Below are 24629 nucleotides of genomic sequence, written 5' to 3'. Positions count from 1 at the left end.
TGATTCCTTCTTTAGATTCATAGGGCTAGCTTATATTTAATATATAGTTAACCCATAATGAACTCTAAAGAAGGAATTGTCATGATTACCGCTCTCTACGCTTCTGTCCTCACATTACTGCTCATCTGGCTTGCTTTTCAAGTCATCAAACAAAGACGAAGTAACAAAATTGCTTATGCTGACGGGGGCGTTGAAGCGCTTCAAATTGCTCGCAGTGCGCAAAGTAATGCAAGCGAATATATTCCCATCACCCTCATTCTCATGGCATTACTTGAATACAATAGCGCCCCAGTCTGGTGGATACATCTTGCTGGTATCACGTTCGTCATTGGCCGCGTCATTCATGCAAAAGGGATACTTGGAGAAGAGCTGAAAGGTCGTGTTACCGGGATGAAGTTAACCTTCTTGACTATGATTGGTTTAGTTGCACTTAACTTAATCTACTTGCCCTACGATCACTTATGGTAAAAAAATCAACGTATTTACCCCCAGCTTGGCTGCTTGTTCTGGTTGGCTTAGTACTGAACATAGCAGCAATTATCTTAACCAGTGTGGTGTTGGATAAACTTGGAAAAGAGACAAGCCTTCTTGCTGATCAAAAAGCTGATAATCTTTATTCGATTCAACTTGCTTGGAACAGGGTTGAAACGCTAGAGCGAAAACGGGAAGTGCTGTTATTGCATTTACATTTAGCTCAAAGCCAGAGTGTCTCCGAAGAAATGAACAACGTACTCAGAGCGCATTTGTCTGCTTGGACTGGTGAAAAGGTCAGTCCAATCGAAATCACTCAACTTCCAACTCTGATGGCAGAAATTAATCACGCTCAAGGTAACGATCGAAATAGAATTGATGGCTATTACCTTGAAAACTTGGAGATCAGTGAAGTGATGTCAGAGTTGGAGGAAAACATGGCTTGGTATAAAAGTATTGGCTTGTTTCTTCAAGTGTTTGGTTTGGCGTTAATTTTAGCGAGAGATTTGGCTCGTAACCCCTGAATTTTTCCTTATTGGTTGCTATTTGCGAAAATACGTTCGCATATTGCATTCTCAGTAATGCTCAATGGATTATTATTCATGGTGATTAATTGATATTAGTTGAATATCAATTGGTTAAGTTGTAACTGAAAATTGGCACATCTAATGCTTGAGTTAGAGTGACCCTTTAAGCCGAGGGTCACCTAGCCAACTGACGTTGTTAGTGAACTAGATTGTTCACAAGTATATATAGCCAATCACATCTTTTGTGGTTGGCTTTTTTTTTCACAATCAATTCACGGATGAATTGTTACAGTTTCGGGTCGAAGAGTCGCGATAGCTGTGATAGTTTTCGCCCGAGTTGAATCATAATTGGTTGTATTAATGAAGAAAATTGTACGTTTGGTTGGTGTGGCCTCCATAATGGGGTCTCAGTCTGTGTATGCAATGAGTGAAAAAGATTGGGATATTCTGACTGACATTGGTGCGTATGGCCTGGTTGCTACCGCAGCGGCCGTCCCTGCTTACAAAGGGGATTGGGAAGGCTTTTGGCAAGCGGGGTTCAGCATTGGTGCTGCTTCAGGCATCGGTTTGATCGGTAAAACCACTATAGATGCAGAACGTCCGGATAAAAGTGGTAACGACAGTTTCCCATCCAACCATACGGCTAACGCTTTTGCTTCGGCAACAAACCTTTATTTGCGTTATGGTTGGGAAGCTGGTTTACCTGCATATGGTGTTGCAGCACTGGTGGGTGTAGGGCGTGTGGAGGCCAAAAAACATTATTGGCGTGATGTTCTTGCTGGTGCAGCTTTAGGTACGTTGAGCGCGTATGTCTTCACTGATGCTTATGATGAAAATGTGCAGCTTGTCCCATGGGTGACGAGTGAAGACGTTGGTGTATCGCTGACTTATCATTGGTAATTTTGTACGAGCACGATCAAAAGAGCCTCGGCATACCCGAGGCTCCTGTATTATGACTTTTCGTTTCTAAGTGCAGTTTTTAGAACTGGGCCTTAATCCAAATCATACGGTGGTCTGAAGAGACATCTTTGCCATTGCCGTACTTACCGATACGGTCGTCGTTAAACAGCTTGCGACCTTCTTCATATGATGCTGCCCAGTAAACACCAGAATCAGCCACATTTAGGTTCGCTGATGGCATCGCATAGTCAACACCAAGACCGAATGTAGACGTAATGCGGTTTGGAATTGGGTGTGTTGAGTTTTTGTCTACCGCGTGCTCGGCTGCACCATAGCTTGTTGGGTAAAGCTCGCCATTCATCACATCTTGGTTTACCAACGGATCATTGTGGAAGTCTTGCATGATTTCACTAAAGCCATCGCCATCCAATGGGTCAAGGTTTTGGTCACCCATCATCACAAACTTCGCACCTTCAGCTAAGCCACCTTTGTTGCCTGCATCATCGTAGAAGTATTCTTTACCTTGTACATAGTGATGCCAGAACTCAACTTCTGCACCGTTTTGAACTTTGTTTTTACCTGGATCGAATACCGGTGGAGTAGGGTGAGACATCAAAAGATGTACAACTTCGTCGCCTTTTTCTGTTGGGATAATAATCGGTGCATCTACGTGGTTTTTAGAGGACAGACGAACAACATCCCACTCTTCTGCTGTGTACCAATCGTCACCACAGGCCATGCCATCAGGGATCGTTTGTGAACCGTCACAGATAGTGATGGTTGGGATTTCTGCCCCTTCCATGTCTTTCCACTTGAACTCTTGGAAAGTTCGTGTGTTTTCTGTGTCAATTTTGTATTTAGACATCAGTGCAAATGCGTATTGACCATGATAGAAACCAAAGCCCCATGCATCGCCAGGAAGTTGGCCTGCAGTGCCATTGTTATCTAGGTCAAGGCCACTGTTTAAGCCTGTGTTGGTTGAGTAAGATTCCGCATAAGGATACTCAATAGGCTCAAGGTTAGCTTCGCCACCGGCGCCTTCAAGGCTTTGTGCGATAGATAGGTAGTTTTTCTGGAAACCTTCCAGTGCGACTTTATCTTCTCCAGTTCCATCATTATTGAATTCCGCCATCATCAGAACATCAGGTCGGTTTTTTTGAATGATGGCTGCGACGTTACGAATTTGAATGACTTTCTCAGCCATTGTTTTATCTTCGTCGGCGATTGTGCCGTCAAGGTAAGCCGTTACCAGCTCAGTTTGCTTTGCTGGTTCAACTTGCATTTCTGCAACGAGGTCTTCAAAAGTACTACGATCAAAAGAGAGGTTATAAGTGGCGATCTTTACTTCTTTAGGTTGAACATCTACGTATTCAGTGTCGTCGTTGCAGCCAGTAAGTAACGCAGCGCCGATTAGGAGAGCTAAAGGGGTTTTGATGTATTTCATTAGTATGCAATACCTTATAATTGGGTTCGCGCAAATACTAAAGTTATCAGTAGCTTTTGTAAGCGATCTTTGTCACACAAACGATTGCGTAGTTGCACTAATGATCAGGTTTTGTGTGATTAATGCAATAAGTGCATCATTTTCAACAGTAGAAGGTTATATACAATCTGTTAAATAACGATGTCTATTTTATTTAATTGGAATGGATTTATAGCGTTAATTGATTGAATGAAGTGGATTTTGTGCGCATACAAACTGAGTTTAGGTGAGAGACGTTTTTCTTTATACTACGCACGTACCAGAAGTGAGGACGACCTCACCGCTCTCATCACTATCGGGGACGGCCCCATTTGTTAGGGATCTCTCAATGGCTTGGGCAATTCTTTTTCTTGCGGGTCTATGCGAAGTCGCATGGGCTGTTGGGCTTAAATATTCTGAAGGCTTCTGCAAACTTGGCGCATCAGTATTCACCATCGGTTTTATGGCGTTAAGCTTTTGGTTGCTTGGTATTGCGCTTAGAACGTTACCACTTGGTGTTGCTTATGGTGTTTGGGTGGGCATTGGTGCGATAGGAACGGCGATTGCCAGTATCTATTTATTTAATGAGCCAGCGACATTGGTCAAGCTCATAAGCTTACTGTTGATTATTGCTGGTATTGCAGGCTTAAAGTTTGCGGCTTAAGTTCTCAATCATTGATAAGTAAAAGCCAGAGTCAGACTCTGGCTTTTCGCATTTTAAAGCAGGTTCTTGCCTTGTTAGCGTTTCATAAATGGCAACTTTAAGTGTTGTCCAAATACGTTGATAAGCGCGCCCGTAACAATCAGTGCTCCTCCTAAGTAAGTCCAAGCGGACGGTAACTCACCAAAGAACACGATCCCCAGCAGTACTGAGAATATGATTTGGACATAAGAGTAGGCGGAGGCTTTACCGGCTTCCTGAGTTTGCATGGCTTTGGTTAAACCAAGTTGGCCAATTTGGGTAAATACACCAACGAGAACGAGCATCAAGGTCAAGTGCAAATCCGGCATCACGAACTGATCTCCGATGAGCAGGATAGATGCTGGAAGTGCAACCAATGGAAAATAGAAAATAATAACGGAGCTGTCTTCTGTCTGACTGAGTTTCCGAACAATCACGTACGCAATCGAACTACCAAATGCACCTAATATCGCGATCATAACACTAAACATCGGAAGGGCATGTTCAGCATTAGGGCCCGTTTCCGAACTGACCATGACATAGACACCCAATAAACACAGCACAATACAAATTAGAGTCGAAAACTGAATGCGCTCCTTAAGGAAGAAGACCGCGAGCAGTGCAGTAAATACAGGATGTATGTACTGAAAAATGGTCGCTTCTGCTAAGGGTAGCGTCGTAACGGAATAGTACACACACATGAGCGCCATCGTGCCAACCGCGCCTCGCGCAAACAACAAGGGTTTGTTATTGCCCCAAACTGATATGCCTTTGCGTTTTACATCTAGGTAACTGATCACGAGTGAAACTAAAGCCCTCGCTGCGACAATTTCAAATACAGGTATGCCATGTAAGCTGACATGCTTAACAGTGGCTGACATGAGAGCGAAACCAAAGGCAGAGAGCACCATAAAGCGCACACCAATGGGAATCATCGAATTGATTGAATTAGGCATCTTACGGCTCGTTTATTGAGGGAGATCGCACTTTAGCATACTAGACTGACAAAAAGATCAGCACCTTGTGATTAAGGCTCCGGATCTTATTGAAGCAAGGTAGACTGTCTCGTTCAGATATAGAAATAATAAATACATAAGGAGAAAGGGATGATTCCTATTCAAGCAACGCATGTATCTGGTGTTGTGATTTCCGAATTCGACGGCATAAAGAAAATGTTGTTATTAGAGCGAGTCAAAGGTGGTTATTGGTGTCATGTAGCTGGTGGGATCGAAGAAGAGGAAACTGGTTGGCAAACGATCGTTCGAGAGCTCAAGGAAGAAACACAAATTGAAGACGTCGAGCTTCACAGTGCGGATTTTCTTGAGCAGTTTTATGAAGCCCACAAGAACCGAATCATGGTCATCCCTTGCTTTGTTATGTTTTGTAAACCCAACCAAGAAGTGGTATTGAACCACGAACATACCGATTATCGTTGGTGTTCGTTAGAAGAGGCAAAGCAACTTGCTCCTTTTGCTAACCAGCATCAACTCTATGATCATGTGTGGCAAAATTATGTAGATAAAGCACCAACACCATTTACTCTTATTAAACAGAGCTAGATTCAAACAGGAAAAACGATGTACGAAGGGTATGAAACGAGCCAACCGCTGCAAATTTCTGAACGTATTACGATAGAGCCATTAATGACCAAGCACGCCAATACGTTACTTGAAGTTGTCAATAAAAGTCGCGACAGCCTGTCTCGTTATCTGCCATGGACAGAGTTCGTAAAGAATCGACGCGAAGCCGTGCGTTACATTTCTCAACGTATCAACAGTCGTGTAAGCGAAGCACACTGGTTTGCGCTTTTACTGGATAATCAATTTGTCGGCGTTCTCGGTATTAAAGGTGTGAACGAAGAGACACGCGTAACCGAGGTGGGGTATTGGCTTGCAGAAAGTGGGCGTGGTCATCGTGTCGTCAATCAAGTGCTCTCTGTCATCATTCCGTTAGTGAAGGGAAGAGGGCACGCGAGCTTGATTCAGTTTCACTGTATGGAAGATAACATCGCGAGTATTAAAGTAGCGGAACGAGCGGGAGCCTCTTTGAAAGAATACGTTGATCATGATTTTGAAACGTTGGATCCGTCTCAACGATTAGGCATTTATGAACTGAAACTAGCTGAAATTAATGCTTGATAAACATAGCCTAAAAGTAAATGTGGCGATATAAAAGAAAGAACAAATAGCAAAGGAATAGAGCGATGGAAATAAGCATTCGTCCCATTACTTGGCAAGAAGCAATGCCTATTCGCCATAAGGTATTGTGGCCCCAGAAGGCTATCGAGCATTGCATAGTAGAAGGTGATGAAGACGCTGAACACTTTGGGGCGTTTGTGAATGATGTTTTGGTTGGGATTGCCTCAATCTATCTTGATGACAACAAAGCAAGACTGCGCAAATTTGCGGTGTTACCGGAGTTTCAAAGATTAAGCATTGGCTCTTCCCTGATTCGATATATTTTAGCGAATTTACAGTTGTCACCCGTTGAATATTTTTGGTGTGATGCGAGGGAATCTGCGCTGGTTTTCTATGGAAAGTTTGGGATGCAAGTTGAGGGTGAACGCTTCTACAAATCTGAAATTCCTTACTACAAAATGAAGCTTGCGCTTTAAGCAAAATAATCTGAGTTTGAACTCTAACTTCCTTATTGCGTTAATAGTCAGAATGTTGCCCTTGTGTTAACGTTGAGCTGTACATAAGTGCGACATTGCCCGTTATCGGGTGCACAAGGAGATAAACATGAACGCGATCGTCGACGTCGAAGTGGGTCAATTACTACAGCAGAAGTTGGATAAAGTCAGAGCGGCGTATAACGCAGAACCATTCCCGAGCTTAGACGCCAGAAAGCAAAAGCTTAATCTTCTCAAGCAGACTATCTTGGATAACCAACAAGATTTAGTTGAAGCGTTGAGTGAAGATTTTGGCTACCGCTCTGAGTTTGATACGGCAATGACAGATGTACTACCGACCGTTGCTCAAATCAACTACACCCTAAAGCGCCTCAACAAATGGTGTAAACCAAGCCGTCGTCATGCTGGTTTATTGCTTGCTCCCTCAAAAGTTACGGTGGAGTACCAACCTGTTGGTGTTGTTGGCATTATTTCTCCTTGGAATTTCCCGGTCATTCTTAGCTTGTCCCCTTTGGTAACGGCTCTTGCAGCCGGAAACCGAGTCATGATTAAGCTGAGTGAATTTACGCCACTGACAAATAAAGTGATCACTGAGATATGTCGAGCATTGCCCGATGATGTCATTGTTGTCGAAGGGGAAGCAGAGGTTGCTCAAGCATTCAGCAAGTTACCGTTTGATCACTTGCTGTTTACTGGATCAACTAATGTTGGTCGTGCAGTGGCTCGTGCCGCCGCAGAGAACTTAACACCAATTACATTGGAGCTTGGCGGAAAGTCTCCGGTTATCGTGGCGGAAGACGCCAACTTAAATAAAGCGGTCGATGCTATTTTGTTCGGTAAGTGTATTAATGCGGGGCAAATTTGTGTTGCTCCAGATTATGCTTTTGTACCGGAGGGAAGAGTCAATGAGTTTGTTGCGCTCTTCTTGCAACGTTTTGATGCGCTTTACTTAAAAGGTCAAAACGACCAAGGCTTTACTCATATCATCAATCAACGCCAGTACGACCGTTTAAAGGCTGTGTTGGAAGATGCTAAAGCCAAGGGTGCAGAAGTACATACCGTGCCCGAGACGAGTTCAGAAGGCCGACGATTATACCCGCATCTGGTCACCAACGTTTCAGAAGAGATGACTATTATGCAGGAGGAGATTTTTGGTCCCCTTATGCCAATTAAGCCTTACCGTGATATGCAAGATGTCATCAGCTATATCAACCAGAATCAACGCCCACTTGCGCTCTACATCATGTCGGATGACAAACGCACGATTGAACATATTACCCGTAATACCCACAGTGGTGGTGTCGGGGTGAATGACACCATCTTGCACGTTGGCGCAGAAGACGCGCCATTTGGTGGTATTGGTGAATCTGGTATCGGTCACTACCATGGCGAGGAAGGCTTTAGAACTTTTAGTCATGCCAAAACGATCTTAACTACGCCAACTTGGCTTCCTCGTGTCGCTATGCTGATGGAGCGACGCGCTACGGCAATCAAAGCACTACAAAAGTTCTTTATGCGTTAACGTTGTTGATGTTTGAACGCTTAGGAATAAGAAAACCGCCTCGTGAGGCGGTTTTTGTTTGGGGCTAGAATATACGGTCGTGCAGCTTAAACTATGTAACTTAATGGCCACCTAAACATTCGGTAGCCTTTGATAGCTCTACTCTACACAGCTCCAGCCTGTGGTATCAATCGAGTTAATCCAATCGGCAATCAACTGAACTCCTTCATCATGGACAACGTGTCTACCTAGCTCTGGCATCATGTTTCCGTTGTCGACATTGATACGGTAGTGCAATACGGAGTTTTCTGGGTCGCCCGGCACAATTACATATGGCGATGGGCCTTTATGGAAGGTGATGCCGCGAGCACAAATGCCCATCTCACCAATACCTTCACGCCAGTATTCAAACTTGAATGGGTTGCTTGCAGCTTTACCTTCGGTACGGTGGCAGTGCGCACAGTTCACATCTAAGTATGCTTTGGCATAATCCAGTAGTTCTGTATTCGTCAGGTTACTTGCACCAGTCTCCGTATTAAAAACAGGGGTCTTAGGTAAGTTCTCAGGTGTATCTGGCAAGGCTTCTGTGAATAGTCCTAATGTCTCCCAATGTACTAACTGGTTAACTGGGGAGCTATCAGAAACGTCCTGTACGCTGTTGAGGTTACGAGCCTTCGGACCAATTGGAGAGAACCCCTTAGGTTGCGTATTGCCAGTGGGGTCGGACACGTCGGCTTCAACCTTGTGACACAGGGTACACTCGTTTCGGCTTGGCACTTCATAAGTGAAATTAAGCGTTTCACCGTTATGCTCCACACTTCGTTCAAACGGAACAGAGACTGCCGTCAGGTAAGCATCTGTTTTGTCTTCATTCCATACGTAAGGTAGGGCAATCCAACCACTGTCACGACGAATCAACAGGCGAGTCTCGATCATCTCCTCGTTTTCACCACGCGCATTATCGGTGCTTGAAGGAAGAGCAAAGGTTTTGATCAATACTGTGCCAACTGGGAAGTCGAATACCTCTTGCTCACGATAGCTTGCGGAGACTTCGTTTGGCATCACAACAAAACGGTATTTGCGTGCATAGTCGGTAAAGAGCTCAACGTTCATCTCATACAGCGTACCTTTGGCTGATGCAGCCAAGTTCAGGTTTTGCGTTGGATCTTTGGCATCTTCAAACAGATTGTATTGAGAAAGACTCACACAGTTTTCACCGTAGGTCGCGCTTTCTCGCGTAATGGCATCCCAGTTTATGCCAGACACATTTTCTACAGTACAACTCACGTTGCCTACGATACCGTTTGGTGTATCTGGATTATCAGGGTCAGTAGCCCCGTCTTCTGTTTGATTGTAACCATAAATAACACCATTAATCGTGACGGTATTGATGTCTAATGGCGTTTTAGAATCACAGCCAGCGGTTAGTAGCGTCGATTGCTCATTCTCGTACAAGAAATCGGCATTCGCTGGATCTTCGGCGTAGCGAGCAATGGCAGTAGGGTCCATATTATCAACCAATACACCTACGCTCGCTCCATTGTTGACTAAGCAATTACTTTCTGCGTCATTAAACTCCGTGAGGTAGTTCCAGTTTGTTGTTCCTGTCATGCCGTTTAAAGCATCGCGTAAAGGGGCAAACATTTGGGAGCGAATTAGTGATTCACCCGCGCCATCGTAGAACAACGCAGGGAAGGCTTGATGATTTAAGGTATAAGCTAAAATCATATCTTCAATGAGCGAGCCGTTAGGGTTTGCGCCTGTATTAGTAATGGTGTTGTCGTGGAAATACAGATTGGTCGGAACCGGATTCCAACCCTGCATTACCGCATTACCCTCGGATGTGCCATTCAGCGGACTGTAGGCATTAGGGTCACCATTGACCAATAGATAGCTGGTCATGGCCAGCGCCATCGAATCATGGTTGGAGATGGTATTATTATAAAACTCACTGTTACGGCCAGATAGGATCACAACGCCAGTACCTGGCGGGACAATACCAACTACGCCACATCCACCAAGTCCGCTTTGACAAGTGGTATCAACGTAGTTCTCTAGATTGTTGTCACGAATCACGTTATCGAAGATACGAACATCATCAATTAAACGACCGATCGTAGTTGCTCCCGGTAAGTCAAACAGCAAGACACCGCCCGTATTGCCTAAAGCGAGGTTGTCATAGACATCAACGTTCGAACTATTTTCAATTTCGATACCTGCGATGTTCTTTTCCGCTACGTTGTCACGTATTACTGCACCAATGGTTTGACCCACATAGATACCAGCATCGGCACTACCGTAACTCCAAGTGTCTTCAATCAATACGTTTTGGGATTTTACTGGGTAGATACCATAAGTACCACGTAGGTTACCATCTTCATCACGGGCACGTGGCACCTCGAGCCAGACCGCGGCAACATCGCGAATAATGATACCTTCAACACCATCGGCTTTTATGCCATTTTTTGACGCTTCTGATACTTGCAAATCAGAGACAGTGATATTAGAACCGCCACTGATTGCGATGCCGTCTTTACCATCAACATTACTAAAGTCGAGGTAAGTTTGATCAATACCTGCACCGCGTAAAATGAGGTTGTTTTTTGAATCGACCGTTAACTGGTTATTCATTTTAAAACAGCCAGCAGGTAAGGTCACAACACTGTTGTCCTCGGCCAGTTCAACAAGGTTTTCAATCGCAGTGACTTCTGCTGCGCTTGCCCATTCTTGTCCATTTCCACACAACTCAGGTGTGCCGTATTCAGACAGTTCATACCCGCTTGAGGATTGCGGTTCGTCATAATCATCACTGTTACAACCAATTAAAAGCGTGGAGCTTATTAGCGTAGCGACAACCGTTTTGTTTATTCCATGCATGATTTGCTTCCCTGTAATTAGTTTTATTGACTCAGTCAGGAATAATTAGAAAGAGTGGTTGTATTGGATGCCGTAGATGTAGGCATCGCCCTCTGAACGATAGGCAATATCAACACCCGGCAGAGCGTGTGGTTCAAGTGGCTCGGTAAACGTGACTTCTTCAGCATCGATAAAGGTAAAGCCAAAGTCGATTCGGCTGTTTTGATTGAAAGCGTAGGTTGCACCAAAGCTATAATTGATTCGGTCGGAATCTGGTAAGCTGATGCTCTTATCGTTCACGTTAGGTGTCTCGTCGTAGGCAATACCTGCGCGAAGAGTGAAAGAAGGGTTGAGCTGATAAGTTGCCCCTAACGCATACTTGAAGGCGTTTTCAAAGTTCTCATCTTTTTGCAGAACTTCTTGTCCATCGACGGTTGCGCGAATTTCCTCAAATACATTCCAACCCGTCATCATCACACTGTAGTGAATAGCAAGTGGCTCTGTAATCTGATGGAAACCAGAGAACTCAGTGATGCTTGGTAAATTTAAGGTTAAGTCACCAGTCACTGTTTGACCTGGCATCGAAATCGAGCTTGGAATATCTGAGTAATAATCACCTTCAAAATCTACATCAACTTTGGAGCGGTAACTTAAGCCAAAGCGATGTTTTTCGTTTATCTCCCACAGCGCGCCTAAATTAAAGCCATAACCCCAACCATCACCATCAAGTGATTTCGCGACGTCGCTGCGAGTAAAATTAGCGCCGGTATCGGCATTGATGGCATCAGCAAGGATTCCAAGGGTGCGAGTAAGCTTGGCTTTACCATAGACAAGGCTTGCTCCAGCACCAACACTGAATTCATCGTTGATGCGGTAGGCGATAGTTGGATTAAAATTGACGGTTTCTAAACTGGTTTCTCCGCCAATTGGGCCCGCTAGATAATCATCAGGATATTCAGTGGCAAGGCCAAAGTCGGTAAACATACCAAGTCCCCAAGACCATGAATCGTTGATAGGGGCGGCAATATAAAACGATGGAACGATCACATTATCAACAACGTCATTGTTGGTTAGCTGATTATTAAAAGCGTCTGACGCACCATTACCGGTGACTCGAACCTCTGGCATGATGTAAGCGGCGCCGATAGAAAGCTCGTATGAGTCAAACATCGTAATCGCAGCAGGGTTGTGGGCGACAACTGATGCGCCATCGGCAATGGCTGCCTCTCCTGCATTGGCTCGTCCTAGACCCGCAGCAGAATGCTCAGATAACTGAAACCCCGCAGCGTATAACTTAGGGGAGCTGAGCGCTATCGCTATAGCAAGCGCGAGTTTTGCATTCCTTGTATTCATATCACTCTGAAACTCCATGTGTTTTTAGGATGCGTTTTAAATAAAAGTGCTTATGTACCCATAAAGAGGGTGAGTAGGTTATTCACGAAACACTCATCTCAAGCATAAAAACAATTAACATAATTGTAACATTGAATTTCAAGATCTGTTATTTCCATCTCATATAACCAACGGGTTATGAATGTGCTTATAACTATCTGTAAATGTTATAGTTAAGTTCAATTTGTATCGTAGAGAAGCTTCACGAAAGCACTTGATTGCGTTTGATGTCCACGTTAAAAGTGTGGCTTAAGTATCAGCAAATAGCGGGTTGTAACAAATCATTTTTTAGTACGATCGTTTTAAACGGTTGTTTAATTGATATTTAAGGCTTAAAAGTTGAATTTGCGGAAATGATGCAATTTATCACTGAATCGGATGCTAAACTTTATGAACGATTAGAGCTTTTACTTAAGGAATAGAAAGCAATATGGTGCTGAATTGTTAGGAGCGTCTTCGGGTGTACCTACTAAATCACACTTTGTTTCTGCGATCTCTTTGCCGAAGAGAGGGAAAAAGGGTGGTTGCTTGTCGATGTATCAATCGAGCAAAGGGCGCACGATCTTGCCCACTGTAGAGTGGAACGGGATGGAAAAGTGATCGAGATACAGCGTAATTCAAATCTATACGAGTAAGCCTACTTTGAACGCATTTTATACGATTGCTAAGTTGGCTCATTTGGACCATAATAATAAGACCATTTGGTCTGTAGGAGTTCAAGATGGCAACAGCAACATTAAAAAGCTTTAAACCTAAGCTGCCATCTAAGGCAAATTTTTGGTTTATGCTGGGCATTGAAGATGCCGAAACCGGTCGTACAGATGCGGTTCATAAAGGTTTTGAGCCAAAGGTTTATCGTAATATCGTTGAGCGCGTAAAGCTCTCTCAAAGCGAATTTCAGCACGTGACGCTTATCCCTGTCAGCACAATCAAACGACGTTTAAAAAATGAAGAACGTTTTAATACGCAAGAGAGCGATGCAATCTACCGTTTAGCAATGCTGCTCAAACTTGCAACGGAGTTGTTTGATGATGAAGAGCGCGCTTTGGGCTGGATGCGAGAAAACGTCTATGGTTTAGGAGGAAAACGCCCACTCGACATGGTCTCTACCACGGTCGATTTCGAGATAGTTAAAGACTTGATAGGGCGATTAGAGCACGGGGTATTCTCGTAGTATGAAGCTCTATCGATTGACGCAAAAGAAGTTTTCCGAATCTCCATTTAGTCCGATTGGCGCAAAGCTTTACGGAGGGCGATGGAACTCAAAAGGAACCGAGGCCCTCTATTTTTCGGAGTCTGAGTCACTTTGTTCTTTAGAAGTATTTGTCCATGTTAATAACGATCCTGCTATTACGAGACTTTACGATTTGTATCGTATCGAGATGCCCGAATATCTGATTGCTGCTTTGGATGAAGAAGACTTGCCGGTAGCTTGGCGATCTATACCCGCCAGTGAATCCACTCAGTACATTGGTGACCAATTTCTAAATGATCCGCATCCAGAGTTCGCGGCATTACAAGTACCCTCAACCATTTCCCCCCGCGATAACAACTATGTTGTGAATCCAAACCATCCCAAGATGAAAGAGATCATCAGGAAAGCAGAAAAGCTCGAATTTGCTTTTGATCCACGAATATTTAAATAAGATGCTCAACGCTTAATAGGGTAAACGTTGAGCTTTCGTTTTTTATTGGTCTTTACCCCGAATTTGAGTGAGCGGCGTATGCGTTAGTTTTTGGCGGCCAGCTGTTGACTATCGCTCGTGTCGTTTTGGTAGCTGCTTAATACCACTTCAGCTCCTTTATAGGACAAATGACTTGCGTCGGTATACATCGCGTTATTCGCGTCGATCTTCATGACACAATTGCCTCTCTGGCATATGTAATCAGTTAGGTCGACAAACTCAACGTGTTCGAACTGCTCAAAGTACTGAGCAAGAATCGCAATATTCTTCGGATGGGTTTGTTTTGGGGCAAAGTCGCACTCTGTGCCTTTTTCACCGCCGAATAAGCGGATTTTCCATAAGCACTCGCCAATAGCAAAAGGCGCAGAAGGTGTTGGCCCAAATACCACTATCTCTTTGTCTTCTAATCCCTTCAATAATTGCGTTAGCGAAGCTTGATAGTTTTTACTGGAAAGCTCTTTTCCGAAGTTAGAGGAAATGACGACCTGTCGAATAGAAGGCGTGTTTTGAATGGTTTTGACTGCGTTGGTGAAGAAATCGTGACAAGATTGCCCGCTAACGCCAGGAATCACGTCGATATAGCCAATCGCACAAGAATCTTGAGTAAGTTGGACCACTCCTGCAGGCGTTTCACGTGCTAGTTGTTGAACAAATACCATACTATGACTATTTCCTAAAACCGCGACTGTCGGCTGCGATGAAGAAGAGCAGGCGTCGTTTACATTTGTATTACCGTTGCACGCTAATCCGTAGCCATTATTGACACGCATGGCCTCAAAAAATGCATTTCGGTCAGGGAAACCACCGCTTGTATGCCCAATAAAGCCAAATGTAAGCAGGGGTACCGTCATCAATACAAGTGAAGCGGTGAGTGTTTTCATGCCGATTTTTCTTCGGCTGCGAAATGGTTTCTCGACAAATCGCCAAGTTATGTACGACATTATTGATAGCATGCCGACATAAAGAAGGAAGCTGAATTCTTGTCCGGCCGTTAGTACATAACGATAAAATACCAACAGTGGGATATGCCATAGATATAGGCTGTAACTGATTAAACCGATAAAGACGATCCATTTTAAGCTAAGTACCTTACCGCACGTATTTTGGTTAGCTGAAAACAGAATGATCAGCGATGTACCAATGACAGGAATTATTAACATAAGGCCCGCACCATCTTTGGACTTATCGAATAACAAGGCTGAAGCCATGACTAAAACCACACCGATGACTGCGAGCGTATTGTTTGGTGTTACGTTGGTTTTTCTCATGATGAGGGCAATCATTGATCCTGCGGCCAGTTCCCATGCTCGCGAAAAAATCATATAGAACGCGAAATCGGGATCGCCACTCGCATACCAAATCGTCATTAAACTCAATAAAAAGACACCAATAAAGAAGGCAAGGTATGACATGATTTTATTTCGGGCGAGCAACATCAGTAGTAATGGAATGACGATGTAATATTGCTCTTCAACGCCTAGACTCCAAGTGTGGAAGAGTGGGTTGGCCTGCTCCTCTAAACCAAAGTAATTGTGACCCTTCAAATAAAGTAAAACATTAGAAGCGGACAAAATGGATGAAACAGAAAATTCACTGATTTCTTTGTGCGCTTGAGGGAGAAATAACCACCAAGACAATACATAACTCACTGCGATAACCAGTAACAACAGCGGTAAGATACGGCGGATACGTCGCTCATAAAAATCGGCAAGGCTGAATTGATTTTTGTCTAAATCATTGATGACTATGGTAGTAATGAGATAACCACTGATCACGAAAAAAACATCAACACCAACAAAACCACCAGCAAAAGCTTCGATGTCTGCGTGGAATAAGATAACGAGTATGACCGCTAGTGCTCTCAATCCATCTATTTCTGCTCGGTAAGTCATGATCTTCTCCATTTATGTAGCCAACGTTTGTTGTTCATCCTTGGGTGGGATGACTTGATCTTAATTAGGTTGTTCTATCCATTGGGATAGCCTTTGAGCTTGTCGATAAGCATTAAAGTATTTGAGGACTCGTTGTCGTCCGCGTTTGCCCATTTCTTTACGCTTCTCCAGAGATAGCTCCGCAAACTCATTAATGCACTGAGTGATGTCGTCAACACTGTGTTGTTTTACAAAAAATCCAGTCTCATCGGTGACGATTTCTTTGCATCCCATGACGTTTGAGGTGATCACTGGTGTGCCAACTGCCATTGCCTCTTTGAGTACAAGAGGCCCGGTATCGACGCAGCCAGTACGCGAGTAGCAAAAAGGAGCCACGAGACAATCGTATTTTGGTAAATTGTCCTTTACCCAGCTGTGTGGTTTTGCGCCCAAAAAGGAGACGCAATGAGTCAAACCAAGTTCACTAGTCATCGAAACGAACTCTTTTTTCATAGGGCCAGTGCCTATGACATCAAGATGGACATTGAGCTTATTGGCGATAGGGACCAACGCCTCAAGTAAATATTGCAGACCTTTTTGCTCAACGAATCGCCCTAAAAAAACCAATCGTAATTGTTCTGAGTCTGTCTTTTTTTCGGGGGTGAATTGCTCAGGTTTTACACCACAGTGGAGCAATTTTACGTTTCCGTTGGTCATATTTTGAAAGTCGTTATACATGTCATCGCAAACAGCGACTGCGAAGTCGCTGGCGTTGATCTTCTCTTTTACATCAAACGGAGACTCATAAACGTCATGCCCGTGAGCAACAAAAGAACAAGAAATATTGAGCAGTTTAGCGGCGACAATGGCATGTGCTGCTGTGTGCTGACAAAAGTGAGCATGAACGTGACCAATGCCTTGCTCAGCGAGTTGGAATGCTAATTTAAGCCCTGTACCCATTAACGACTTCTTCGGAATACCAGATTGTTTGAATGCAAAGTGACATGCTTTGAACAGCCCCTGAACGCGAAGGTGCTGTAGGCCCTCTGTCTTAATATTCTTACCAATTTCGATAACATCGTAAGTAAAAAAAGATTCGCAAGGTTCGATTTCAAACGTAAAAACTGTCACGTCGTGGCCACATGCCTGAATGGCGTCCACTTCAGTTTGAATGAAGGTTTCACTCAAAACTGGGTAGCTAGGTGTAATAAACGCGATTTTTTTCATTTTATGGCTCGCTTCTTTTCGTTCACGGTCGAGAAGGGAATTGCAAAAAACAAACCAAACAATCATCGACATAAAATCAATAAATTAGGGATAAATTTCTATTTTGAGAATAAAAATGACGGTGAAGTTTAAGGCGTTCTCAATTTGAAGTCTTTAATTGAGAAAAACCGTTCATGCTTGGGTATAACCGTTCTTTTATGAGGATTTAATCCGAAGTTAGAATGGTCTAGATATTGCTACTTTTAATCGGTCAGAATTGTTCTGACAGGTGAAGAGGCATCATGGCATGGATAAAGTCAGCGTGATTATTCCAACCTATCAATGTTTGGAATATCTCCCCAAAGCGCTTGGAAGCGTGTTCAATCAAACGCACCGTAATTTTGAGGTTATCGTGATTAATGATGGCGGTGATCTTCGAACTCAGCGTTATCTTGAGTCGCTGCTTGATCACAGGCTTAGGTTCCTTAACACCGATGGGGTTGGCGTGGCTGAGGCGAGAAACTTGGGAGTAAAAGAAGCATCGGGTGAGTACATTGCCTTTCTCGACGCTGATGATTTTTGGCTACCTAACAAGTTAGAAATGCAGGTCGCCTTACATCAAAGCAATCCTGAATTAGCTCTGAGTTTTAGTAACTATGTTCATGTCTCGGAGCGTTATGAACCCTTTAGTGATTGTTTTGGGTTTTGGAACCAGCTCCAAGACGAGACTGATGACGTACTACTGCTTAGCAAACCATTGGATATGATCATTGCCAATAATATTATCGGTACGTCCACCGTTATGCTGGATGCAAAGATGGTGGAGGCATTTCCTCTGTTCAAAGCAGAATTGCCTTACGCCGAGGACTGGGAGTTGTGGCTAAGAATTTGTGAAAAATACCAAGTGGGAGTGGTGAATTCAATTCAAGCTGGCTATCTGGTTCGCCAAGGTTCCATCACGAATACCAAAAATCGTAAATTACAGCAACTGGCTTGTGTGAATGGCATTCTAGAAACGTATCGAGAAAGTGCGTCATTCTATGATATTTCTCCTTTAGCCTTTAAAAAAGCGAACGCTAGAATCTTAGAAGGATATGCCGATTATTATCGAGAAGCTAAGTCTTACTCTAAGGCGATAGCACTTAATGTGCGCTCCTTGATTCAAGACCCTCAGTCTCGACGTTTGCGACGCATAATGGCGGATGGGCGAGAATTGGTACTATCAAATGTAAAGTCTACCTCTCAGCAATAATACAGCCTATTAAGCAGCAGAGATAAGGGTAGACATTGTATGAAATCAAAGATTGAAATTGAAAAGCGCACTACACTCAGTGTTCAGTTATTAGCAAAAGATTTAGAATTAATAAGTCAATGAGTGAAAGCGATATTCAGACAAAAATTGCTAGCTTTACCTGTATAGAAGAAGCGCTAGAGTACTTTGATATTGGTTTTGATAGTCGCTTCATAGACAAACACCGTATCGAACTTGTAAAGCGGTCTAATGGTTATTTAATTATGAGCAAGCCGGACGATTGGTTTTCTGCCCGTCGTGCGTTTAAAAATGCTTACTGCAAAGTACAGCGCAGTGTATTAGATAAAACGACACGCTCAGCATGTCGTGGTTGTACGACATGCCAAAGAAGATAAACAATGTGGCAGTCTTAGCTTCTTTTTCGACGTCACGCTGATCCGACTTACAAAAGAACCCCGTCTAAAGAGCGGGGTTCTTTTATTTTTATGAACGGAAACGCTAACTTGCTTGATATTCTGGGTAGTCAAGTAAGCCTTTCTCGGCTCCACCAAACAAGGTTGCAGGATCGTGTGCAGCTAACGGGTAGTCGCATTTAATTCGGTTCGGTAAGTCAGGGTTTGCGATGAATGGACGGCCGAACCCCACCATATCTGCAAGACCACTTTTTAGTGCTGCTGCCGCTTTTTCAGTGTTGTAACGACCAGCGTAAATAATGGTGCCTTTGTAAGCTTCACGAACTGCAGTTTTAAATTCAGCAGGTGTATCTGGCGCGTCGTCCCAGTCTACTTCTGCAATGTGGATGTACACAACGTTAAGCGCATTAAGTAAGGCAGCGGCAGCGGTGTACGTTTGTACAGGGGTTTTATCTACCGTACCGTTGAGTGAAGTAAATGGAGCAAGTCGAACGCCCACACGTTCAGCGCCGATAGCTTGTATCATCGCTTCGACAACGTCACCAAGGAAACGAAGACGATTTTCAATGGAACCACCATATTCGTCTGTGCGGTTATTGGCTTCTGAATCGATGAACTGGTTAACAAGGTAACCATTAGCAGCGTGCAGTTCTATGCCATCAAAACCTGCTTCAATCGCATTAAGCGCAGCTTGACGATATTCTTCTACAACGGCTTTGATATCTGCTTTGGTCATTTCACGTGGCTCGACAACATCTACAAAACCTGGTTCGTCGCTACCATTGTCGATGAATACTTTCACATTTTCTGCTTTCAATGCGGAAGAAGAAATTGGTTGTTCACCACCGATGTTGTCAGGGTGGGTTACGCGACCAACGTGCCAAAGTTGGGCAAAGATAGCGCCGCCTTTTGCGTGAACGGCATTCGTTACTTTTTTCCAACCAGCAATTTGTTCTTGGCTATAAATACCAGGAGTCCAAGCGTAACCTTGACCCATTGGTGAGATTTGAGTGCCCTCCGCGACAATCAAACCAGCAGATGCGCGCTGAGCGTAATACTCTGCCATGATCTCATTTGCAGCATTACCCGGTTGACTAGCACGTGAACGCGTCATTGGCGGCATAACGATGCGGTTTTGAAGGGTTAGAGCACCAAGTTGAAGAGGTTGGAACAGTACATCTTTCATAATAAGCCTCGTTATTTGCTCGTTTGAATCAATTCGATTTGGTAACCATCTGGATCTTTGATGAAAGCGATATGCGTTTCGCCGCCTTTCATCGGACCTGGCTCACGTGTGATATTGCCGCCAAGTGCTTTGATTTTGTCGCATGCCGAATAGATATCTTCACAACCTAAAGCCATATGACCAAACGCGTTTCCGAGATCATAGCTGTCTGTATCCCAGTTGTAAGTCAGTTCGATCGTTGCACCGTCTGGTTGGTTTGCGTTACCCACAAAAACTAATGTGTAACGGTATTCAGTGTTCTCGAAGCGGTTCAGTTCAGCCATACCAAGCACTTTGGTATAGAACTCAATGGATTTATCAAGATCAGCAACACGGATCATAGTGTGAAGAAATTTCATATATAGCCTTCTTTTGTTTTCGCTTGGCGCTTAACTTTTCTGTTATTGCTAAGTACCTAATGGCGACGTTATGAGCCTAAATATATAAGGTTGCCTTTGAAACATAAAATTATCATTGATTATTGTTTTTATAATTTATTTTTATTGAACTGCTTTTTAACGTAAATGATTTATTGATTGCATTTTATCTATGTATTTAACTGATAGGTTTGGCTTTTCTTTTCAAATCAGATTACTTAGAGTGCTAATAGCTTCGTACAGACGTATTGGGAATAGATTTTAGGAGGGAAAATGAATCAATCCGTGTTAAAGGCCATGACGTGGCTAAAAGGGATATTAGATTCTAACCAGATTACTTATCAAATCGTCGGCGGTTTTGCTGCCCATTTGCACGGTGGATCACGACCTATTGCGGATATCGATCTGTACATCCAGAAACAAGATTTTGAAAAATTGCTTCCCCATATTGCGCCTTATATCAGTAAGCCACTTAAGCACTATCAGGAAGAAGGCTGGGATCTTGAGTACTTACAGCTTATTTATGGCCAACAAAAAATTGAAATCGGCCTTAGCCCAGGAACGCGAATATTTAGCTCAAAAAACAAAGAGTGGGCGACGCTGGAAATTGACTACGCAGCAAATGTTATTTGTGATTTTAATGGAATGAAGCTTTCAGTGATCGATATTACAAGGTTAATCGATTACAAGCGTGTTCTCTCAAGAGAAGTGGATCTCATCGACATTCGAGAGCTTGAACGAATTCAACAGCAAACTCAATAGGGGAGAGATAATGGACAAATTTACCGCCTTGTTTGAGATTGCTCAGCGTAAGTCAAACTACGATGAAAACAATACTTGGTATCAGGGCTCCGTCACTTACTTCGAAGCGATATACTCGGAGTTGGAAGAAGTGAGAGATGAGGAAGTCAAAGGGAGAACATGCTTTTTAGAGGACGAACTGGGAGACGTGTTGTGGAATTATCTTAATCTTCTGATGGCCTTAGAAAAAGAACAGGGCATTGACGCTCGGTCTGTGATTGAACGCGCCGTTGAAAAATACCAAGCACGTGTGACTGCCATTGAAAATGGGAAGAGTTGGGCAGAAGTAAAGGCTGAACAAAAGTCAAAATTGAAGAATGAATTCGACTCGAAACGAGGCAACAACAATGAAACTGACTAAATACTTATTTTACTGCTAAAAGCGCTTAGTCAAGAATTCAAAAGTACAAAAACTATGGTGTCCCTTTTGAACAACTGGATGATCTTTACATCAAATCATAAAAGGTGAACCACCGGGAATGGGTTATTTGGATTGGTTAGGCTACATGTAAGAAATATCCAAATTGCTCAAATGTCGCACTAGTAAAGGATCAGGGAAGGTGTTTGATGGAGGTATCTCTACGCGAGATAACAAAGGAAAACTATGAGTCCGTCAGTGAACTCGATGTTACTAAAGAGCAAGAGTCTTATGTCGCTTGTAACATGTGGTCGCTGGTGGAATCATTCTATAATGATACGCACGTAACTCGTGCCATTTACCAAGATGAACAAGTTGTCGGCTTTTTTATGTGGGTTCGGGAAACAAAAGAAAAAATCTCTATTTGGCGTTTTATGATTGATGCCAAATATCAAGCGAAAGGCATAGGGCGTATAGCTCTTCATAAGGCGCTAGAGGAAATCAAACAGACTGAAAGCCTCCGTCAGATTGAAATTTGTTACAACCCAAACAACCCCATAGCAAAAACGTTTTACTCTCAGTTTGGTTTTATGGAAGTTGGTATGGACGAAGATGGCGAAGATATGCTCGCTATTATCAGCCTTGAACCAATATGACAAGGCATGTGAAAAGGGCAAGCATCGTAGTTGGTGCTTGCCCTTTAGCGTTTTACTCTGTCGATAGTTTAGCGATGAAAATCAGACTCTCATTCATTGGTCTGTTGATGTGCAAATCTTACTATCTCACTAACTTAATCGCATTTATTTAGTATTTGTCGTTGGCATAGGAGCAAGTAGCGCTTCCAGTTCCTCAGGAGTGAGTAGATCTTTCTTTTGTAAAATATCACTCTGTTCCAAAGATAACCGTGCCTTACTTATCAAGTATTTTTTTTGAGTTGGTGTGAGATCCTTTAAGGAGTCAATCAAATCTTTGAAGTGGTTTGTGTTCATAGCCTAGCTTTTCCCCGTTGACGTTTTATAATTTTCTAATGGTCTTAGTCCATATTGACTAAATAATCGTTAATTTGTTTATTAATGGTGACAAGCTCTTTATTAATTATAGCGATATCTGCGTTATCGGGAGCGATATTGTCACGTGTGTGTTCTTCAACTTTACCAAGAGCGGAGACTGCCGCTTCTTCTCCAAAGCTTGAAAGTATGCCTTTCAAACTATGAGAAAGAAGGAATAGTTCCGACCAGTTTTGTTCTGCATTGAGTTTATTAATTCTGTCTAAACCATCTTCGTAGTCTTCCATGTAGGTTGAGAAAACAGCAAAGATAATATCGACATCGTTATCCATGTAGGTGTTAAGTACTTCGAAGTTAATCATCTCTCATCTCCACTGTGGTATGTGTAAGTTAAAAGGCAAAGGTAATTGAGTTGAGTAGGAGCCGGAAAGGTAATCCTTCAACCAGTTCGACCAGTTTGGGGGGAGTGGTCGTTGCGATAGAAATTCGATACTTTCATCCAAGATGATATTAGGTGCTGATATGTTGTTGTCGGAAAGGTCTTTTAGTCTCAGCTCAGCTGAAAAGGGATACTTTTGTCGAAACTTTGGTTCTTTCGAATTGTGCTGGGGGTGGCCTTTTAAAGGAATGCCAGACTTAGCCGCCACCAAGGTAAGTAAGCTCTGCTTTATTGCAAATTCACCAAAAAAGTCCATCAATGGTATCGCTTGCTTTAACAGCAATAAGGGGGTTTTACTTGGCACAGAGTAGTAATAGCTCAGAGATTGCATCAATTTTTTGTGCGCGTGTTCTGGTCGTGATTCCAGCAAAAGTAACTTACATTGCATCATTTGTTTGAATGCGGCGAGATCAATCTGCTGGTTTCGATTCAATTGCTTTTCGGCCAGCAAGCAAAAATCATTAAGTTTCAAAAGAACACGTTTCTTCTCATTCGGCGAGCGGAGTGTTTTAAAGTGCTCGCTGATGATGTCGACATAGGCGTTCATCGCTGATAGCCATTGTGAATCTGTAGAAGAAACATTTGAAGCGTACATATAACCTACATCGTACAGCCGATCAATTTGGCCTAGTTTGGCAAGGATTCTCGATACGGTTACTAATCTGATACTACTACTTGGTGTGAGCTCAAAAGCGCGATTAGCCAATATAGACGCATTATTTTGTTGGCCGAGACTTTCATAAAGGCCCACGAGGTTATCTATGGCACGCAAGCAAAGTGGGTTTCGTGTGACATAATCAGCAAGGATAGTGACTGCTTCACGAATATTTCCTTTCTTATGCTGTACGAAAGCTTCTGCACAGATACGACTTGCGTGTTCCTTTTCTGTACAAAAAGGTAGAAAGTTTTCGAGTACATCAAATTGCTTCGTTTCTATGAGTGTATCGATAAGTAAAGACTCCACGCACACGCTTTGTGTATGCTTTTTATGCAGTAGAGCGATATCTGCGAGGGTAGGTCTTTCAATCTTACTTAGTTGATTTCCCACGTCTGCCAGTTGATGTTGTTCTTGCAGCGCTGCTAGCATTTTGTTCTTTAACGCTTTGGTTTGCAGTGGCTTGGTGAGTAAGTGACGAACTCGGCCAGACAAAGCCGTCAAAACAGTCTCTTGAGTAGCGTCGCCAGATATCATCAATACCGCTGTCGTCTCTGAAATGAGTTTTGCGCGGCTCATTAAATTGATCAGATCTAAGCCAGTCAGTTTCGTCGATAGGTGGTAATCCATCACAATGAAAGAATAGAAGCGAGTTTTGACCGCGGCGAGTGCTTCTTGTGCGCTGTTTACACAAGTGATGTTGGCGATTTTTGCGCCAAGCGCAACAAGTTGATGTCTGATCAACGTCGATGAGGTTGAGCAGTCATCTATCACCAAAATACCAATGTTCTCGACTTCAATCTTCCCTGCGGTCAAACTTCTTCCTATTTTACAGATTAGTACACTCTAAAATAAAATTAGTCATCGGATTGCATAAAGGCAAGCTGTTTCTAAGATTAAAAAAGGGGCAACATGCC

The 24629-nt window shown here is 43.2% G+C and carries 26 protein-coding genes; 15 read left to right on the top strand and 11 right to left on the bottom strand.

What is annotated here, in order from left to right; all coding sequences use genetic code 11:
- The first annotated feature begins 81 nt into the window (after positions 1 to 81).
- The 3 genes from VJL_RS13065 (at position 82) to VJL_RS13055 (ending at position 1898) form a co-directional block, all read left to right on the top strand.
- Positions 82 to 468: an MAPEG family protein gene (locus VJL_RS13065; RefSeq protein ID WP_038878517.1), complete on the top strand. Its 387-nt coding sequence runs from the start codon at positions 82 to 84 to the stop codon at positions 466 to 468.
- Positions 462 to 995 (top strand): hypothetical protein, encoded by a 534-nt coding sequence (locus VJL_RS13060; RefSeq protein ID WP_038878513.1) that lies wholly within the window; start codon positions 462 to 464, stop codon positions 993 to 995. The genes VJL_RS13065 and VJL_RS13060 overlap by 7 nt, the downstream gene beginning before the upstream one ends.
- 363 nt (positions 996 to 1358) lie before the next feature.
- Entirely contained in the window at positions 1359 to 1898 is a 540-nt protein-coding gene (locus VJL_RS13055) for a phosphatase PAP2 family protein (protein WP_038878510.1), read from the top strand.
- A gap of 79 nt (positions 1899 to 1977) precedes the next feature.
- Here VJL_RS13055 and VJL_RS13050 read toward each other — a convergent pair whose 3' ends face one another.
- Positions 1978 to 3342: an endonuclease/exonuclease/phosphatase family protein gene (locus VJL_RS13050; RefSeq protein WP_038878507.1), complete on the bottom strand. Its 1365-nt coding sequence runs from the start codon at positions 3340 to 3342 to the stop codon at positions 1978 to 1980.
- A 367-nt stretch (positions 3343 to 3709) separates the two neighbouring features.
- On the opposite strand from VJL_RS13050, the gene VJL_RS13045 reads away from it, so the two are divergent.
- Entirely contained in the window at positions 3710 to 4024 is a 315-nt protein-coding gene (locus VJL_RS13045; protein WP_038878504.1) for a DMT family transporter, read from the top strand.
- 74 nt (positions 4025 to 4098) lie between these two features.
- On the opposite strand, the gene VJL_RS13040 is transcribed toward VJL_RS13045, so the two are convergent.
- Positions 4099 to 4998 carry a DMT family transporter gene (locus VJL_RS13040; protein WP_038878501.1) on the bottom strand — a complete coding sequence of 300 codons (900 nt, stop codon included), beginning with the start codon at positions 4996 to 4998 and terminating at the stop codon, positions 4099 to 4101.
- A gap of 150 nt (positions 4999 to 5148) precedes the next feature.
- Here VJL_RS13040 and VJL_RS13035 point away from each other — a divergent pair, with 150 nt between their 5' ends.
- The 4 genes from VJL_RS13035 to VJL_RS13020 all read left to right on the top strand — a co-directional run bounded on the left by VJL_RS13035 (position 5149) and on the right by VJL_RS13020 (position 8196).
- On the top strand, positions 5149 to 5601 hold the full coding sequence (locus VJL_RS13035; protein ID WP_038878499.1) for an NUDIX hydrolase: 453 nt from the start codon (positions 5149 to 5151) through the stop codon (positions 5599 to 5601).
- An 18-nt stretch (positions 5602 to 5619) separates the two neighbouring features.
- Positions 5620 to 6180 carry a GNAT family N-acetyltransferase gene (locus tag VJL_RS13030; RefSeq protein ID WP_038878489.1) on the top strand — a complete coding sequence of 187 codons (561 nt, stop codon included), beginning with the start codon at positions 5620 to 5622 and terminating at the stop codon, positions 6178 to 6180.
- A gap of 65 nt (positions 6181 to 6245) precedes the next feature.
- The gene (locus VJL_RS13025) at positions 6246 to 6656 is read left to right on the top strand and encodes a GNAT family N-acetyltransferase (RefSeq protein WP_038867749.1); all 411 of its coding nucleotides are present in this window, start codon (positions 6246 to 6248) and stop codon (positions 6654 to 6656) included.
- A 127-nt stretch (positions 6657 to 6783) separates the two neighbouring features.
- Positions 6784 to 8196, top strand: coding sequence for a coniferyl aldehyde dehydrogenase (locus VJL_RS13020; protein ID WP_038878487.1), 1413 nt, complete (start codon positions 6784 to 6786; stop codon positions 8194 to 8196).
- Positions 8197 to 8334: 138 nt separating this feature from the next.
- Here VJL_RS13020 and VJL_RS13015 read toward each other — a convergent pair whose 3' ends face one another.
- On the bottom strand, positions 8335 to 11052 hold the full coding sequence (locus VJL_RS13015; RefSeq protein WP_038878485.1) for an SO2930 family diheme c-type cytochrome: 2718 nt from the start codon (positions 11050 to 11052) through the stop codon (positions 8335 to 8337).
- Positions 11053 to 11097: 45 nt separating this feature from the next.
- The gene (locus VJL_RS13010; RefSeq protein ID WP_038878483.1) at positions 11098 to 12384 is read right to left on the bottom strand and encodes an outer membrane protein transport protein; all 1287 of its coding nucleotides are present in this window, start codon (positions 12382 to 12384) and stop codon (positions 11098 to 11100) included.
- Between the two features lie 760 nt (positions 12385 to 13144).
- Here VJL_RS13010 and VJL_RS13005 point away from each other — a divergent pair.
- Both VJL_RS13005 and VJL_RS13000 read left to right on the top strand, forming a co-directional pair.
- Positions 13145 to 13597, top strand: a complete 453-nt coding sequence (locus VJL_RS13005) for an Xre family toxin-antitoxin system antitoxin (protein WP_038867740.1) — start codon at positions 13145 to 13147, stop codon at positions 13595 to 13597.
- Position 13598: 1 nt separating this feature from the next.
- Entirely contained in the window at positions 13599 to 14069 is a 471-nt protein-coding gene (locus VJL_RS13000) for an RES family NAD+ phosphorylase (RefSeq protein ID WP_038867737.1), read from the top strand.
- 83 nt (positions 14070 to 14152) lie between these two features.
- On the opposite strand, the gene VJL_RS12995 is transcribed toward VJL_RS13000, so the two are convergent.
- Positions 14153 to 16000 (bottom strand): acyltransferase family protein, encoded by a 1848-nt coding sequence (locus tag VJL_RS12995; protein ID WP_038878481.1) that lies wholly within the window; start codon positions 15998 to 16000, stop codon positions 14153 to 14155.
- A gap of 60 nt (positions 16001 to 16060) precedes the next feature.
- Entirely contained in the window at positions 16061 to 17206 is a 1146-nt protein-coding gene (locus tag VJL_RS12990; protein ID WP_038878592.1) for a glycosyltransferase family 4 protein, read from the bottom strand.
- Between the two features lie 286 nt (positions 17207 to 17492).
- Here VJL_RS12990 and VJL_RS12985 point away from each other — a divergent pair, with 286 nt between their 5' ends.
- Positions 17493 to 18437, top strand: a complete 945-nt coding sequence (locus tag VJL_RS12985; RefSeq protein ID WP_038878479.1) for a glycosyltransferase family 2 protein — start codon at positions 17493 to 17495, stop codon at positions 18435 to 18437.
- 119 nt (positions 18438 to 18556) lie between these two features.
- Positions 18557 to 18832 (top strand): hypothetical protein, encoded by a 276-nt coding sequence (locus tag VJL_RS12980; protein ID WP_038878476.1) that lies wholly within the window; start codon positions 18557 to 18559, stop codon positions 18830 to 18832.
- A 103-nt stretch (positions 18833 to 18935) separates the two neighbouring features.
- Here VJL_RS12980 and VJL_RS12975 read toward each other — a convergent pair whose 3' ends face one another.
- Positions 18936 to 20036: an alkene reductase gene (locus tag VJL_RS12975; RefSeq protein WP_038878474.1), complete on the bottom strand. Its 1101-nt coding sequence runs from the start codon at positions 20034 to 20036 to the stop codon at positions 18936 to 18938.
- 11 nt (positions 20037 to 20047) lie between these two features.
- Positions 20048 to 20434, bottom strand: coding sequence for a lactoylglutathione lyase (gene gloA / locus VJL_RS12970; RefSeq protein WP_038878471.1), 387 nt, complete (start codon positions 20432 to 20434; stop codon positions 20048 to 20050).
- Positions 20435 to 20725: 291 nt separating this feature from the next.
- On the opposite strand from gloA, the gene VJL_RS12965 reads away from it, so the two are divergent.
- The 3 genes from VJL_RS12965 (at position 20726) to VJL_RS12955 (ending at position 22267) form a co-directional block, all read left to right on the top strand.
- Positions 20726 to 21214, top strand: a complete 489-nt coding sequence (locus tag VJL_RS12965; protein ID WP_038878468.1) for a hypothetical protein — start codon at positions 20726 to 20728, stop codon at positions 21212 to 21214.
- Between the two features lie 10 nt (positions 21215 to 21224).
- Complete coding sequence (locus VJL_RS12960; RefSeq protein ID WP_038878465.1) at positions 21225 to 21614, top strand: MazG nucleotide pyrophosphohydrolase domain-containing protein; 390 nt, start codon at positions 21225 to 21227, stop codon at positions 21612 to 21614.
- 206 nt (positions 21615 to 21820) lie between these two features.
- On the top strand, positions 21821 to 22267 hold the full coding sequence (locus tag VJL_RS12955) for a GNAT family N-acetyltransferase (RefSeq protein ID WP_038867721.1): 447 nt from the start codon (positions 21821 to 21823) through the stop codon (positions 22265 to 22267).
- A gap of 144 nt (positions 22268 to 22411) precedes the next feature.
- Here VJL_RS12955 and VJL_RS12950 read toward each other — a convergent pair whose 3' ends face one another.
- Genes VJL_RS12950 through VJL_RS12940 form a run of 3 tightly spaced genes read right to left on the bottom strand, consistent with a single transcriptional unit; the run spans position 22412 to position 24528 of the window.
- Entirely contained in the window at positions 22412 to 22600 is a 189-nt protein-coding gene (locus VJL_RS12950) for a hypothetical protein (RefSeq protein ID WP_038878462.1), read from the bottom strand.
- Between the two features lie 44 nt (positions 22601 to 22644).
- Complete coding sequence (locus tag VJL_RS12945; RefSeq protein ID WP_038867718.1) at positions 22645 to 22980, bottom strand: Hpt domain-containing protein; 336 nt, start codon at positions 22978 to 22980, stop codon at positions 22645 to 22647.
- A 3-nt stretch (positions 22981 to 22983) separates the two neighbouring features.
- Complete coding sequence (locus VJL_RS12940; RefSeq protein WP_038878459.1) at positions 22984 to 24528, bottom strand: response regulator; 1545 nt, start codon at positions 24526 to 24528, stop codon at positions 22984 to 22986.
- Positions 24529 to 24629 lie beyond the last annotated feature (101 nt).

Source organism: Vibrio jasicida CAIM 1864 = LMG 25398, assembly GCF_000400365.1.
GTDB classification, from domain to species: Bacteria; Pseudomonadota; Gammaproteobacteria; order Enterobacterales; family Vibrionaceae; genus Vibrio; species Vibrio jasicida.
The sequence above is the reverse complement of the archived record's forward strand: the minus strand, read 5'-3'. Positions and strand labels throughout refer to the sequence as shown.